12 protein-coding genes are annotated in these 14,618 nt (G+C 54.3%); all 12 read right to left on the bottom strand.

What is annotated here, in order from left to right; translation table 11 throughout:
• Positions 1 to 28: 28 nt before the first annotated feature.
• Positions 29 to 730 carry an RNA polymerase sigma factor FliA gene (locus tag ACW44H_RS00645; RefSeq protein ID WP_113271051.1) on the bottom strand — a complete coding sequence of 234 codons (702 nt, stop codon included), beginning with the start codon at positions 728 to 730 and terminating at the stop codon, positions 29 to 31.
• Positions 731 to 756: 26 nt separating this feature from the next.
• A complete protein-coding gene (locus ACW44H_RS00640) occupies positions 757 to 1,185 on the bottom strand; it encodes a flagellar protein FlhE (RefSeq protein WP_457506207.1) in 429 nt (142 codons plus the stop codon).
• Positions 1,186 to 1,210: 25 nt separating this feature from the next.
• Positions 1,211 to 1,777, bottom strand: coding sequence for a hypothetical protein (locus ACW44H_RS00635; protein ID WP_457506206.1), 567 nt, complete (start codon positions 1,775 to 1,777; stop codon positions 1,211 to 1,213).
• Entirely contained in the window at positions 1,774 to 3,957 is a 2,184-nt protein-coding gene (gene flhF, locus ACW44H_RS00630) for a flagellar biosynthesis protein FlhF (protein WP_457506205.1), read from the bottom strand. The genes ACW44H_RS00635 and flhF overlap by 4 nt, the downstream gene beginning before the upstream one ends.
• Positions 3,958 to 4,016: 59 nt before the next feature.
• Positions 4,017 to 6,104, bottom strand: a complete 2,088-nt coding sequence (flhA, locus tag ACW44H_RS00625; protein WP_457506204.1) for a flagellar biosynthesis protein FlhA — start codon at positions 6,102 to 6,104, stop codon at positions 4,017 to 4,019.
• Positions 6,101 to 7,267 (bottom strand): flagellar biosynthesis protein FlhB, encoded by a 1,167-nt coding sequence (gene flhB, locus ACW44H_RS00620; RefSeq protein ID WP_457506203.1) that lies wholly within the window; start codon positions 7,265 to 7,267, stop codon positions 6,101 to 6,103. Before flhB ends, flhA begins: the two co-directional genes overlap by 4 nt.
• A 104-nt stretch (positions 7,268 to 7,371) precedes the next feature.
• Positions 7,372 to 8,067: a protein phosphatase CheZ gene (gene cheZ, locus ACW44H_RS00615; RefSeq protein ID WP_445532413.1), complete on the bottom strand. Its 696-nt coding sequence runs from the start codon at positions 8,065 to 8,067 to the stop codon at positions 7,372 to 7,374.
• Between the two features lie 41 nt (positions 8,068 to 8,108).
• Positions 8,109 to 8,498, bottom strand: a complete 390-nt coding sequence (cheY, locus tag ACW44H_RS00610; protein WP_113271044.1) for a chemotaxis response regulator CheY — start codon at positions 8,496 to 8,498, stop codon at positions 8,109 to 8,111.
• Between the two features lie 72 nt (positions 8,499 to 8,570).
• Positions 8,571 to 10,271 (bottom strand): methyl-accepting chemotaxis protein, encoded by a 1,701-nt coding sequence (locus ACW44H_RS00605; protein ID WP_457506202.1) that lies wholly within the window; start codon positions 10,269 to 10,271, stop codon positions 8,571 to 8,573.
• A 105-nt stretch (positions 10,272 to 10,376) separates the two neighbouring features.
• Complete coding sequence (locus tag ACW44H_RS00600) at positions 10,377 to 11,438, bottom strand: protein-glutamate methylesterase/protein-glutamine glutaminase (RefSeq protein WP_113271042.1); 1,062 nt, start codon at positions 11,436 to 11,438, stop codon at positions 10,377 to 10,379.
• Between the two features lie 91 nt (positions 11,439 to 11,529).
• On the bottom strand, positions 11,530 to 12,402 hold the full coding sequence (locus ACW44H_RS00595) for a CheR family methyltransferase (RefSeq protein WP_457506201.1): 873 nt from the start codon (positions 12,400 to 12,402) through the stop codon (positions 11,530 to 11,532).
• Positions 12,399 to 14,570, bottom strand: coding sequence for a methyl-accepting chemotaxis protein (locus ACW44H_RS00590; protein WP_457506200.1), 2,172 nt, complete (start codon positions 14,568 to 14,570; stop codon positions 12,399 to 12,401). The genes ACW44H_RS00595 and ACW44H_RS00590 overlap by 4 nt, the downstream gene beginning before the upstream one ends.
• Positions 14,571 to 14,618: the final 48 nt, after the last annotated feature.

Below are 14,618 nucleotides of genomic sequence, written 5' to 3'. Positions count from 1 at the left end.
GCCGGTCACAAGTGAGTAAAAAGCGGTGTTATGCCGAGTCGTGCAAACGTGCGCGTAAACGACTTACGGCCTGACTGTGCAGTTGAGAAACGCGTGATTCCGTTACGCCCAATACAGCCCCTACTTCCTTGAGGTTGAGTTCTTCTTGGTAATACAGCGCCATTAGCAGCTTTTCACGTTCGGGTAGAGCCTCGATAGCTTCAATTAACGTTTGTCGCTGCTGACCCTCTAGTAATTGCTCAAACGGCGAGCTGTTCAGTTCACTACTGACTGGCTCACCGCCCTCGGCAACCAGATCTTCATACGGTAACAACTGGCCGCTATTGGTATCATTGAGAAGTTGCTGATACTCATTCAACGGCATCTCAAGATGCAGAGCGATTTCGTGTTCTTCCGGTGCCCGCCCTAACTGTTGTTCCAATTGGCGAACGGCACCGTCAACCGCACGCGCTGAGCGACGCACACTGCGCGGTAGCCAATCACGGGTGCGCAATTCGTCCATCATTGCGCCCCGAATACGCTGACTGGCAAACGTAGCGAAGGTTGCGCCTTGGGTAGCATCGAAACGTCCGAGTGCTTCCAACAGCCCCACCATGCCGGCCTGAATAAGGTCATCGAGCTCAATGCTGGCTGGCAAACGGACCTGAAGCGTCAAGGCCTGACGTCGCACCAGTGGCATGTATTGCGTCAACAGCTCGTTTTGTTTAATCCTGCCTTGTGCTGTGTACATCCTCTCGCCTCGCGGCTATACAGCCTTCACTGATAGTTCACAATCATTTGCAACCCCTGCACACGAACAGGCCGCTGGCCTGGGCGTAAAGCGAAGCGAAAATACAACGGCGCATTGGCTCTTTGTCCCGCTAGCGCGGTAGTAGAGCCACGCATACCTGTTAACGCAACGCACTGCTCAGGATGGCACAACCAGGCGTTTAACAGCGCACCAGGGGGAGATTGAAATTGCCACTGAATACGACCGAGCTGACCTGACTGGAGGTTAATGCCGGCAGGCGGATAAGCGTTCTGACTAGCGCTTGCTCGATCACTCATGGCCACCATCATTCCAGGGATCTGGGCACTCCAACTGCCGGCTGCCGCCTGGGCACTTCCCGTTAACCCTATCAGTAGGCAGCCTACCAGCAGCAGCACAATTCGTGGCAATGTTCCTCTTACTACCCAGCTTAGCATGCTAAGCCTCCTCGGCGGAGTATGCTCATCGTGCAAGCACCAATAGTTCCATATTTAAGTAGTACTCAGCAGCTCCGCGCAAGTTATCGAGCAACCCCTGACGAGGCAAGTTAGGCTCGTGAAGCGCCAGCAAACGGCGCGGGCCGCCCCGTTCATGTAACTGACGCAAGGTACGGTACATAGCGGCAAAGGCGTCGGCGTCGCTATTGATCCATAGCGCCCAGCGGCTATATTGTTCACGTAATTGAGCCAGGTCGGCAGTTTCCGCCATGACGGCACGAATATCCCAGTCATCAGGCGTACCCGCCCAGCTGCGACCTTGCGTTGACCACTGTCCCAGTCGCGCTTTGACCTTGTTCACCTGGGCTGCACCATGACCGGGTAGCCCCACCACAATAAGCGGAATTTTGGGTCTGGGCGGCGCTAATATCGTTGTCTCTTCAACCGTCGCTACCGTCGGCGATAATAAGGGGGAGGTGTGTTCGGAGACATGCTCTGCCGCCGCGACATCAACTGCATCCTCAGTCTGCTGCTGTTGGCGCTGCAGATTTGCCCACTTGCGTAACCCTGAGGCTTGGTCTTGACCACTCACGCCACACCCTCTCGACTAACACTGCCCATTTGGCGAATCGCATCGCGGGCCATAAATGCGTATACCAGCGCATCAAGCATGCCGGTATCGCGACGACGACGGCTCGTACCTGATAGGCTAAGTAGATCACCGCGCAGCGTTTGTGCTCCTTCATCATCAGCAACATCGAGGTGCCCGGCGACCGCCGCCACACCGCTGGCCATTAGCAGACGCACTTCGGCATTTAGATCCCCACTGTCGGCTTCTTTTAACTGCTGCCAGGCGCGGCGCGTCAACGTTGATAATCCATCGCTTTGTAGCTGTGTTAGCAATAGTGAGAGCACTTCTGTCCCTAATCGAGCCGGGGTAAGCCAATAGCGGCGCGTCACCACTTTCGCGCTTTCAGGGTCGCGAATTTCTCCATACCAAGCGAGCAGCGCATAGCCTGTCGCGTCTTCAACTTCCGCGTAGGCGGTCCAAAGTTGTACAGGTTGACCACGAAAGCGTACACCCACTTGGTGCGTCAGCACGCTGTCACTAAACAACTGCCGAATGCTCTGGCGCTCATGGTGAAAGAATACCCGATGACTGGGGGCCACTTGGCTGACCCAGGTCAAATGCTCGGCTTCCAGCCACGCCAACGCGTCGGGCTCGGGTAAACGTGGTAGTAAGTGTACCGCTACACCACTTGATTCAGTCAGCGCGGCTAAGCGCGGCTGCCAGCCCGCGGCATGGCGATGCTGTAGCCAGGGTAACGCCAGCCATGCGCCATCTGTATCCAGGCCAATGTCGGGCATTGCCCAATCACAGCCGCGTTCGTTTCGCCGTGCTGACCACGCCATGCCCAAGGTAGTATTCGCCGCCGGATAACCGGCGAGCAAAGCATTCAAACGCTCTTCCTGCACACGGCTCGGTAGTGAAGCCAAGTCCCAGATCGCCTCTAATTCTGAAAACCCAGTAATCCGTTGGCGTAACCGCGCCAGTAGCGACGACAAGCGACGCCCTTGTCCCAATACATCACGCGACCAGCGTGGCATTCCCATTGGCGCATCAACATGGTGGACGCGCTCACGGTTCGGCGTCGCCGTTTTCAGCGCTTGATCCACCAACGTATCAGCACTGGCAATCGCCATATCTTCCGGCACCTGCTGGCCATAAGACCCAAACAGCACGCGCATGCCATGGCGCATAACAATATCCAACACCGGTGCAAGGCGACCCGCCTCATCCTGCTTGGTGATAATACAATCGTCTAGTTCTGCACCCGCGGCCCGCGCCGCCTGCCGATAACGTAACACGACCTCTTCGAGCGTTTCCGGCTGACTGGCCGCATTCAGCAGTAGTACCAGGCGCACTCGGGAGCGCCCCCCTTGAAGGTGGGCAATTTGCTCTATGACTCGCTGGTCACGCTGGCTCATGCCTACGGTATCGATAATCACCCACTGTTTGCCCTGCAAACGACCCAGCAAATCGTCGATGGGCTGTTCGGCATCCAGTGCGTACATGGGCGTATCCAACAGTCGCGCATAGATGCGCAATTGCTCATGGGCGCCGATCCGGAAGCTATCGGTGGTAACCAGCGCCACTGGGCGCGTGCCGTGGCGCAACACAAAGCGTGCCGCTAACTTAGCGGTAGTGGTGGTTTTCCCCACCCCTGTTGGCCCTACCAATGCGACGATGCCGGTTTGATCGAAGAAGCTTGGCTCATCGCTGAGCACGCAGAGACGTTCCATTAATTGTTGCCGCAGCCACTGCAGCGGCGCTTCACTATCCCCGCTTAACGCGGTTAGCGGTTCAGGCAATCCTACAAGCAGCTCATCAGCGAGCTCACTGCTAAAACCAACGTTCCATAGCAGCTGCCGCAGCCTTGCGGCCGTACCTGTCGGCGTTACCTGGCGTGAGACGGCAGCATTGGCGGATTGATTGGTTGCCAACAGCGCTCGCATATCCTGCATTTCACGCAGTAAGCGCTCACTCATTGCCTGCATCGGGTCTTGCGCCGGGGGGGAGGCCGGCGATTCAGGTGGTGTAGGCTCGGGTGAAGGCTCAAAGTGGTCAATGGCTTCGTCCGCCATGGCCAAGATTTCAACGCCCCCTTCGGTACGCCGATTGGCCACAATCAGGGCATCTTCACCAAGCGTTTCACGCACTTGGCGCATCACATCACGACTGTTGGCTCCCACGAAACGTCTAACACTCATGACTTACCCTTTGCCTATACTGGAAATGATCAACGTTAGCCTATCACGGCAGGGGGTTACTATCGTCCGCCCACCACGGTAGTCACTCTTAATGTACGATCATCAGGAATCTCTGCCTGGGACAGTACCGACATATGGCGTAGACGACGGCGTAAGAAGCGTGATAGCACCGCCCTTAGCGAATGCTGCACGACCAGCACAGGTGGCTCGCCTGAGCTTTCGTGGCGTTCGAGCGCCTGCTGCGCCTGCGTCATCAGTGTCTCTGCCAGCCCAGGCTCCATTGCACCGTTGCCATTCATGGCCTGCACCAACACCTGCTCCAACTGGGCATCCAGCCCCATTACATTGAGCGTCTCCTGGCCTGCAAACCATTGCTGGACAATCGCGCGGCCCAGGGCGACCCGCACCAGCGCCGTTAACTCATTAGGATCTTTTTGCTGCGCAGCAAACTCCGCCAGGGTATCCAAAATGGTGCGCATATCACGAATAGAGACATCTTCATCGAGCAGATTTTGCAGGATACGCTGCAATACCGTTAGCGAAATGGCTTTTGGAATCACTTCTTCGACCAGCGTTTTTTGATCATCGCCCATTTTATCGAGCAGCCTCTGAACTTCCTGGCGGCCCAACATTTCGGGTGAATGACGATGCAATAGGTGGTTTAAGTGAGTCGCTATCACCGTACTGGCATCAACAACGGTGTAACCGTATACCTGGGCATGTTCACGCTGATTGGCATCAATCCAAACAGCGGGCAAACCAAAGGCCGGATCCTGGGTTTGGGTGCCCTGCAGCTCGCCTGAGACCTGCCCCGGGTTAATCGCCAGCCATTTACCCGGCTGCGCCTCGGCACGGCCAATCTCAGCGCCTTTCATAGAGAGCACATAGGTGTTGGGTGGCAGCTCCAAATTATCGCGGATATGCACGACCGGCGGTAAGAAGCCCACTTCTTGCGCAAACTTTTTACGCACACTTTTAATCCGCCCGAGCAGCTCGCCTTTTTGACGCGAGTCAACCAGCGGTATTAAGCGATGGCCCACTTCCAACCCAAGCGTATCGACCAACTGCACATCTTCCCAACTCGCTTCGGGGGTTTCTTGTAATGGTACAGGGGCCGCGGCAATTTCCTCTTTAACCAGCGCCTGATCTTTTTGGCGTATAATAAACCACGCCAAACCACCCAATAGCGCAGTAAAGAGCAGAAATACCAAATTGGGCATGCCGGGCACCATGCCCAGTAGGCCCATCACTACGGCGGCTAATATTAGCACCTGAGGGTTAACGAACAGTTGGCTGAGCATTTGCTGGCCAATGTCTTCATTCGTGTCGGTACTCACCCGAGATACCGTGACACCCGCTGCGGTCGAGATGACCAGGGCGGGGATTTGTGCCACGAGACCGTCACCGATCGCCAGCAGCATGTAGGTCTGCCCTGCCGCGGCAAAGCCCATATCATGCTGCAGCATGCCAATCATCAGCCCGCCGATGATATTGACCACCATAATCACCAAACCGGCAATGGCATCGCCACGGACAAACTTGCTTGCACCGTCCATCGAACCAAAGAAATCAGCCTCTTGAGCGACTTCTGCGCGGCGCTTTTTGGCGTCTTCTTCACCGATTAAGCCAGCATTCAGATCGGCATCAATGGCCATTTGCTTACCGGGCATCGCATCCAGCGTAAAACGGGCACCTACCTCAGCAATACGGCCAGCACCTTTGGTGATAACCATAAAGTTGATGATGACCAAAATCAGGAAGACCACTAAGCCCACGGCGAAATTACCGCCGACCAAGAAAGCCCCAAACGCTTCAATGACTTTACCAGCCGACGCACCGCCTTGGTGTCCTTCCATTAGTACCACGCGGGTGGAGGCGACGTTGAGCGACAGACGCAGCAGCGTTGTAAATAGCAACACAGCGGGAAACGCCGCAAAGTCGAGCGGTTTTTGCGTAAACATGCTGACCATTAGCACCATAATGGCCAGAGCGATATTGAAGGTAAAAAGCAAATCCAGGGCGAAAGGGGGTAAGGGCACAATCATCATGCCCAAAATCATCAGGATGAGCAGAGGCCCGACTAGCAGCTTCATGTGCACATCACCCACCCAGCCGCGCTGACCTATTAGCTGACTTAAGCCTTTCATGGTTGCGCCTCATTACCACCGGCGCCATGCCCGGGGCTTTCCATATCCGGGGGAACCGGCAGATTATCGGGGGTTGGAGGCATCTCGCCTCCCTGGTGTGCTACTTGCTTGAGGCGGTAAGCCCAAGCCATTACTTCCGCCACTGCGGTATACAATTCGGCAGGCACCTCCGCCTCTAGGTCCACGTGATAATACAAGGCACGTGCCAATGGCGCAGCCTGCAATCTTGGCACCCCTGCCTCTTCGCCGATTTCACGAATGCGCGCGGCCACCGCATCGGCGCCTTTTGCTACCAGCCGCGGGGCACCCATGCTGCCTTCTTGGTAAGACAACGCTATCGCATAGTGAGTCGGGTTGGTAATAATGACATCTGCTTGCGGTACTTTACTCATCATCCTGCCACGCGCCATGGCCTGCTGCTGCTGGCGAATGCGCGCTTTCACTTGCGGGTCGCCTTCCGATTCTTTGTGCTCACGCTTGATCTCTTCCTGGCTCATGCGCAGCTTTTTAGCATTGTCCCAGAGCTGGAAAGGAACATCGATCAAAATGACCACGATCAACACCAGTACCATTAGCCCGGCCGCCTGAGCCGCCATGGTCAGTGCATTGGTCAGCGCTTGCTGGATGGGCTGATCCATGAGCGCCATAAATTTGCCGATGTTGAAATACAAAAAAATCGCGGCGACGCCCCCTACCAGCACCGACTTGGCGATCGCTTTTGCCAATTCGATCAGTGCCTGGGTGGAGATGATACGCTTTACGCCCTTAATAGGATCTAGCTTGGAAAACTTGGGCTGCATTGACTTAGCCGATATCAACCAGCCTCCCATCAGCCCCGGGGCTACTAATGCAATCACGGCTAACAGTAAAAAAAGCGGCATCATGGTAAATAAAGTGCGCTGACCAAGATCCAGCGCATTGACCAGCATGGGCGTACTTTCCATTGCCTGGCGACGCTCAAACAAAAACGCCTGCTCCATCACCGCCCCCAACTGGTCATAAAGCATTTTGCCCATGCTATAAAGGCCAATGACGCCGCCCAGCAGAAGTAAAAAGGTGTTTAACTCGCGGGAACGGGGCACCTGCCCCTCTTCGCGGGCCTTTTCTTTTCGCCTGGGGGTGGCCTCTTCTGTCTTTTCCTGGTCGCTATCGTTATCTGCCATTCGGGTATCCGGCCAGGTGAAGCGAAGCTTAACACGTATTCAGCCGCCCATAGGGACGGCTGAATAGCGTGCTTGCGTGCCCAGAGGGCGTTTAATAACGCGCTTTAAAAGCCTAATTCATCCAACAAGTCGTCTACTTGGTCTTGTCCAGAGACGGTATCAGGAACATTATCCTTCACTTGTGGCCCGTTCAAAAGCTCTTCGTTACGCCGTGCATTGTCGCTTTTCCACTGATCCTCGGCCTTGCGCTGCAACGTTTCTCGTGCATGGGCGCCCGGCGCGTTATCAATAAGCACCTGCACCAACTGATGCTCGATCTCATGGATCACGTCCATCATCTTCTTGATCACTTGGCCGGTCAGGTCTTGAAAGTCCTGGGCCATCATGATTTCCATCAGCTCTTTGTTAGTCGCTGACACCACATCGGGCACGTCGCTGAGATAAGTGCGTGTCTCAACGACGAGTGCCTTGGCCTCGTCCAGCTCTTTTGGCGCTTCAAACCACTCGGCCCAGCGCTTATCTAGCGCTTCCGCTCGGTCTGACAACTGATCCTGCAGCGGCTGTGCACGGTCAACGGCATTGAGCGCTCGATCTGCTGCCTGCTCCGTCATGGTGGCGACATAGTGCAAGCGGTCGCGTGCATCGGGAATGGCTACTGCCGCCTTCTCAATCTCTTTATCCAACCCTAATTCACGCATGTTCTCGCGCAACATGCGCGTCAACTTACCGATGCGATGAATTAGGTCTTCAGCGGCTTGCTCGGACAGCTGGGCAGAATCGGACTGCTCATTCTGGCTCATAATGTTGTCTCCTCATTAACCAAGCCCGTAGGCTCAGTCGCTCACATACCCAGTTTGTCGAAGATCTTATTGAGCTTCTCTTCCAGGGTGGCGGCAGTGAACGGCTTAACGACATAGCCGTTCGCACCCGCCTGAGCCGCCGCTATAATGTTTTCCTTCTTCGCTTCTGCGGTCACCATCAGCACGGGAAGACTTTTTAAAGCGTCGTCCTGACGGATCTCCTTGAGCATCTCCAAGCCATCCAGATTGGGCATATTCCAATCCGAAACGACAAAATCAAAATTGCCAGCACGCAGCTTATTGAGCGCATCCTGACCATCCTCTGCTTCATCCACGTTAGTGAAACCTAGTTCCTTAAGTAGACTACGCACGATCCGACGCATGGTGGGAAAGTCGTCTACAACCAGGAAACTCATGTTTTTATCTGCCATCGGTCATCCTCTATTCAGTACATGGCACAGGGGTAACTGGAAAATACACAGTCAGGGGTTTAAAACGTTTCTTTAAAACTCTTCCCACTCTTCTTGGTCGCTCCGCTGCGGAGCAGGTGGACGGGCTTGCTGACCGGCCTTAGGGGCAGGCATCGCGTTGGGAGGTGTGTAAGTTGAGGACGCAGAGGGTAGCACCTGGTGTGCCGCAGCCTGCATACCCAACAATTTGAACACGGCGACTGCCTGTTCCAATCGGTTGGCCTGCTCTTCAAGCGAGGCGGCTGCTGCAGAGGCTTCTTGTACCAATGCCGCGTTTTGCTGGGTCACTTGATCCATTTGGCCAACGGCCTGACTGACCTGCTCAATACCATCGCTCTGCTCTTGGGAGGCGGCGGAAATTTCATCCATGATATCCGTCACACGTCGAACGGCGGTGACTACATCCGACATCGTGGTGCCTGCCTGCTCGACCAGCGTAGAACCTTGCTGAATTTGCGTTACCGAGACATCAATCAGCGTTTTAATCTCTTTGGCAGCATCCGCACTGCGGCTGGCCAAATTACGCACTTCCCCGGCCACTACCGCAAAGCCTCGGCCTTGCTCGCCAGCACGCGCGGCTTCTACCGAAGCGTTAAGCGCCAAGATATTGGTTTGAAAGGCAATAGAATCAATAACGCTGGTAATATCAGCCACTTTTTTCGAGCTGGTAGAAATGCCGTGCATGGTCTGAACCACTTGCGCCACCACTTCCCCGCCGCGTTCTGCCGTGGTGGAGGCATCTGCTGCCAATGTACTGGCTTGGCGGGCGTTATCGGCGTTCTGCTTTACCGTGGCGGTCATCTCTTCCATGCTGGCGGCGGTTTCTTGGATCGAAGCGGCCTGCTGTTCAGTGCGCGATGAAAGGTCGGCGTTACCGCTGGCAATTTCGCGGGTGCCGTGGTGAATTTCATTACTGCCTTCACGTACGCGGCTAACGATATTGGTAAGATTCTGCTGCATGGTCGCCATGGCACTAAACAGGCGACCAATCTCATTTTTACCTGCTTCCGGCAGCGGCTTAGTCAGATCAGCCTCAGCGATGGCATCCAGACGCTCTACGGCGTTACCTAAAGGTGAAATCACCGTACGGCGTAGGCCCAAATAAATGACCAAGGTCATCAGCATTGCGAAGATAACGACGCCCGCATTGATCATGGTAAACAGGTTGCCCTGAGCCGCCGCATCCGTGCGGATGGCATCTACCCGCTGGAAACCGTACTCCACAAACGCCGTCATGCTCGTCGCCAAATTGCTCAAGGGCTCAACCAACTCGTCACGCAGGTTGTTGAAGCTGGTCAAGTCCATATATTCGAATGTTTCGTGTTGCTGTTTAACTAGCCCGAGCACGCTCCGAAAATCAGCAGTTAAAGCGTCCCCTAACGCTTTTCCTTGGGGCGACAGAGAGACTGCGGCAAAGCGTTCAAAACGCTCTTCGGCACGCGCAATCCGATCGCCTGCAATCGCGACTTGCGCATTAGATTGCTGGGTCTGGCCGACCATCAAATAGTTTGAGGCGGTTTCCATCGCCAGCATCGCTTGGTTTAGCAGCGAGTCGGCACGGTTAATTTCATTTAACTGCGCATCGCTAATATTACTGAGCGTCGTCAGGTTACTTTGTGAATTACGGTCAGCCACAACCGCCATGCCCGCAATTACTAAAATCAGGGCAACAAAACAGACGAGCGCCGTGATCACAGCGGCGTGAATACTCAAATTACGCAGTAAACGGTTCATTGGAAATTCCCTTGCGAGCTTATTAGGTTTTTATGCCGAGTTTATGCAACATTTTTATGCTAGGCATTTCTGCTAAGCACTTTAACTCAGTACTTATTGATAACATTACACACGCTGGGCACGACCTGACGCTGCGATCAACGCCATCATACGTGTGGGAATGTCATCTAACGCAACCACCTCTACTGCGCCCCCGACCGCAATAGCTTCACGGGGCATACCGAAGACCACACAGGATTGCTCATTCTGAGCAATGGTAGGCGCGCCCGCTTGGCGCATTTCAAGCAGCCCTACTGCACCGTCTTTTCCCATGCCGGTAAGGATCACTCCGATGGAGTTCTTGCCTGCGTGTTGAGCCGCTGAATGAAACAGTACGTCTACCGAAGGGCGATGGCGGTTAACCGGCGGGCCGCTATCTAAACGCGCAACGTAGTTGGCACCACTACGCGCAAGCTTAAGGTGCTGATCGCCCGGCGCAATATAGGCGTGCCCGGGCAGAATTCGCTCCCCATCGGTCGCTTCTTTCACGGTAATCCGACACAGCCGATCTAACCGTTCAGCAAATGAGCGAGTAAAACCACCGGGCATATGTTGGGTAATCAAAATCGCAGGGGCATTGGCGGGCAAGGGTTCAAGCACCGCTCGAATCGCTTCGGTGCCGCCGGTCGAAGCACCAATAATAATCAGCTTCTCACTGGTTACTAACGGGGCTTTCAAAGCTTCTGGTGGCGGAGTGTTTTTATGCCGCGCCTGACGAGGCCGTGAACGCGCCGCGGCGCGCAGTTTTTCAGCGATCTCGTTCGCGTACTCCATCATGCCATTACGAATGCCAAGGCTCGGTTTGGCGACGAAATCCAGCGCGCCAAGTTCAAGCGCACGCAGGGTAATTTCTGAACCACTTTGGGTTAACGACGACACCATTAACACCGGCATGGGACGCAAGCGCATCAAACGCTCAAGAAAGTCCAAACCATCCATACGCGGCATTTCGACGTCTAAGGTCAACACATCAGGGTTGTGCTGCTTGATCAAATCCCTGGCCGCAATAGGATCAGGCGCGACGGCGACGACTTCCATATCGGGCTGGGAGTTAATAATTTCTGTTAACAAATCGCGGATCAGCGCCGAATCATCGACACACAAAACTTTGATCTTGGCTGCGCTCAAAGCACGCCTCCTATTGCTATAGACGCCTGATGTGTGATTGCAACCGCCGGAGCAACAGCGCCTAAAGCGATCATAAAGACACGACATTTATTCATTTTTTAGCCAGGGTATAGACGGTCTGGCCACGCAGCTTGAACGCATCACTGATATATGAAAAATTTTCTGAGTGGCCTGCAAACAGCAACCCATCGGGCTTCATCAGTGGCGCAAATCGCTTAAGAATTTTGGACTGAGTATCTTTATCAAAATAAATCATGATATTCCGGCAGAAAACCGCATCAAAAGGGCCTTTAATCGGCCATTGCGGCGCCAGCAGGTTAAGCGGCATAAACTCGACTAAGGCTGACACTTCTGGCCGCACTCGAGCAAAGCCCGAATGGTTACCGGTACCTTTCTGAAAGAAGCGTTTTACCCGCGCTTCATCGAGCTTACGTACCTGTTCTAGGGGGTAGACGCCCGCGCGGGCCTTTGCCAAGGCATCAGTATCAATATCGGTTGCAATCACCTTAGCTTGCGATGCTTTAGCACCCAGTGTTTCCAGCAGCGTCATCGCCAGTGAGTAAGGCTCCTCACCCGTCGAAGCTGCCGAACACCAGATGGTGACCGGGTCTTGTTTGTTTTTTATATGCTCAGCTAACAACGGAAAATGGTGTGCTTCGCGAAAGAAAGCCGTGAGATTGGTGGTTAACGCATTAGTAAACGCCTCCCACTCCTTGGCCTCTGGCTGCCGCTCTAAGCGCACTAAATAATCCGTAAAGCGCGTCATGCCATGATGACGCAGCCGCTTTGCTAAGCGGCTGTAGACCATTTCGCGCTTATGTTCAGCCAGCACAATACCGGCGCGCTGATAAATCAACTCACGAATACGCGCAAAATCCGCATCGGTGAGCACCAGATCTCGCTCAATCTGATTACTGGATGCCCACTGGCCAGTCTCTACAACCCGTTCACGTTGTTCGGTCAAAACGCTTCCCACTCCTCTACTGAGGCTGCTTGCCGTTTAACGGGCGAATTCGGCGACGCTGCGCCAGGTTGTTGAGCAGTAAGCACGTTAGGCATCTGTGCCACTTGTTTGACTGCTGTCACCGCAGGCGGACGTAATCCCGCGTTACTATTTAATCGAAATGCTTCTACCGATAGCGCTAATAGCCCCGCCTGCTTCTCTAGGGAAACCGCTGCACGTGCCGTCTCTTGTACGCGTAGCGCATTGCGCTGGGTCGCTTGATCCATTTCTGCTACCGCTTGGTTAACCTGGGCAATCCCATGGCTCTGTTCCTCAGAAGCAGCCGAAATCTCGTGCATGATTTGCGTCACACCACGCGCAGCTTCTGCCACTTCGCTGATCGCCGCTTCAGCTTTAGTTACCAAACTGGCCCCCGCGCTTACCTCGTGATTAGAGCCGTCAATCAGACCACGTATTTCTTGTGCAGCGCCTGCGCTGCGGCCAGCTAGATTACGGACTTCTTCGGCCACCACGGCAAAACCACGGCCATGCTCCCCTGCACGTGCTGCTTCTACCGACGCATTTAGCGCAAGGATATTGGTCTGAAACGCTATTGAGTCGATCACGTTGATAATATCGGCCATTTGCTGGGAGCTTTGGGTAATGCGCTGCATACTGTCGACCAGCTGCGTCATCAGCTCGCCAGTACTCGTTACCTGGATAGCATTGTTATCGGCTAGACGGCGAGCTTCTTGAGCGTTTTCGCTGTTTTGCCGCACGGTAGAGGTCATTTCCTCCATGCTGGAGGCAGTCTGCTGCAGAGAAGCCGCTTGCTGTTCAGTGCGTGACGATAGTTCTTCGTTTCCACTGGCGATGTCTTGGGCGGCGGGAGTAACAACATCAATGCCTCCCTTGACGTCAGCAATAATATTACTGAGGCTTTTACGCATGGTATTCAGCGAGTCCATCAGTTGGCCCACTTCATCGCGCCGTTGAGGAGGCACCTTCGTCGCCAAGTTACCGCCCGCTATTTGCAGCGTAAAACGCGCTGCACTTTTTAATGGACGAACAATCGAACGCAAGGTAACCACCCCAATCAAAATCAGCAATAATAAGCCAACCCCAAGCACGATGGCTTGCGCACCCAACATGGTGGTTTGGTCTTGTTGCGCGTCAAGCGCCATAGCTTCAGCTGCTTGTTGTTTCTGGGCAATCATCTGGTTGACCATGCCTGACAAGGCGCGGCCATCGCTGTTCATCACATCGATGACCGCATCCAGGCCGGTGAAAGCTTGGTAGGTCTCTTCCGCCTGAAGCACACTCGCCGCTTGCCCCATGCCATTTTGTAAAAAAGTCTGCAGCTGTTGATTAAACTCAGTGGCAAGTTCGGTTTTGTTGACATCGCGAGAGTAGTATTCCTGCCATACGGCGGCGACTTCTGCAGTGCTCGCCTCAATACTTTCGCCCATTTCAAAGCGCGTATTGATCAGATCCATGCGTTCAGGCTCGATCATCGTTTGACGGGTCTGGGCAATGGTTTGGTCGATTTGCTGTAAACGGATAACGTCACGTAAACCATCATTATTTAGCTGACCCAAACGCTCTCCCGATGCATTCAAGCCATACAGCCCTAGCCCACCGCTAACTATCAGCAGCAGCCCTGCCACGACAATCATGCCTGTCAATTTCGCCCGGATGGTGTCGAAGCGCACCCGTGCCAAACGGTTGAACACCCCTTTTTGACGTAGACGGCCATTATCTAAATAAAGCCGCTTATTGCGGCCTTCGCGAATATCAGCGTATGCCCGCTCTGCCCGCTCAATGGCATCCCGCGCAGCTTGAACACGCACCGAGGTGTAGCCCACCACTTGTTCATCTTCAATAATCGGCGTCACGCTGGCATCCACCCAGTAGTGATCACCATTTTTACAGCGGTTTTTAACCAGCCCGCGCCACGTTTCCCCTGTCTGCACGGTTTGCCAGAGATTTGCAAAGGCAGCCGGTGGCATATCCGGATGACGTATCAAGTTATGTGGCGCGCCCATCAGCTCTGCGTGTTCAAAACCACTAATATCGATAAACGCAGGATTCGCATAAGTGATGCGCCCTTTGGTATCGGTACGCGAGACTAAAAAATCATCTTCTTTTAGCTCGATTTCACGCTGAGAGACTGGCTGATTGTTACGCATAGACTGCCTTATTAGTGTTTTTTTGTTAACAGAAGCGTGCCGACCCTA

Source organism: Vreelandella sulfidaeris Esulfide1, from assembly GCF_054072535.1.
The sequence above is the reverse complement of the archived record's forward strand: the minus strand, read 5'-3'. Positions and strand labels throughout refer to the sequence as shown.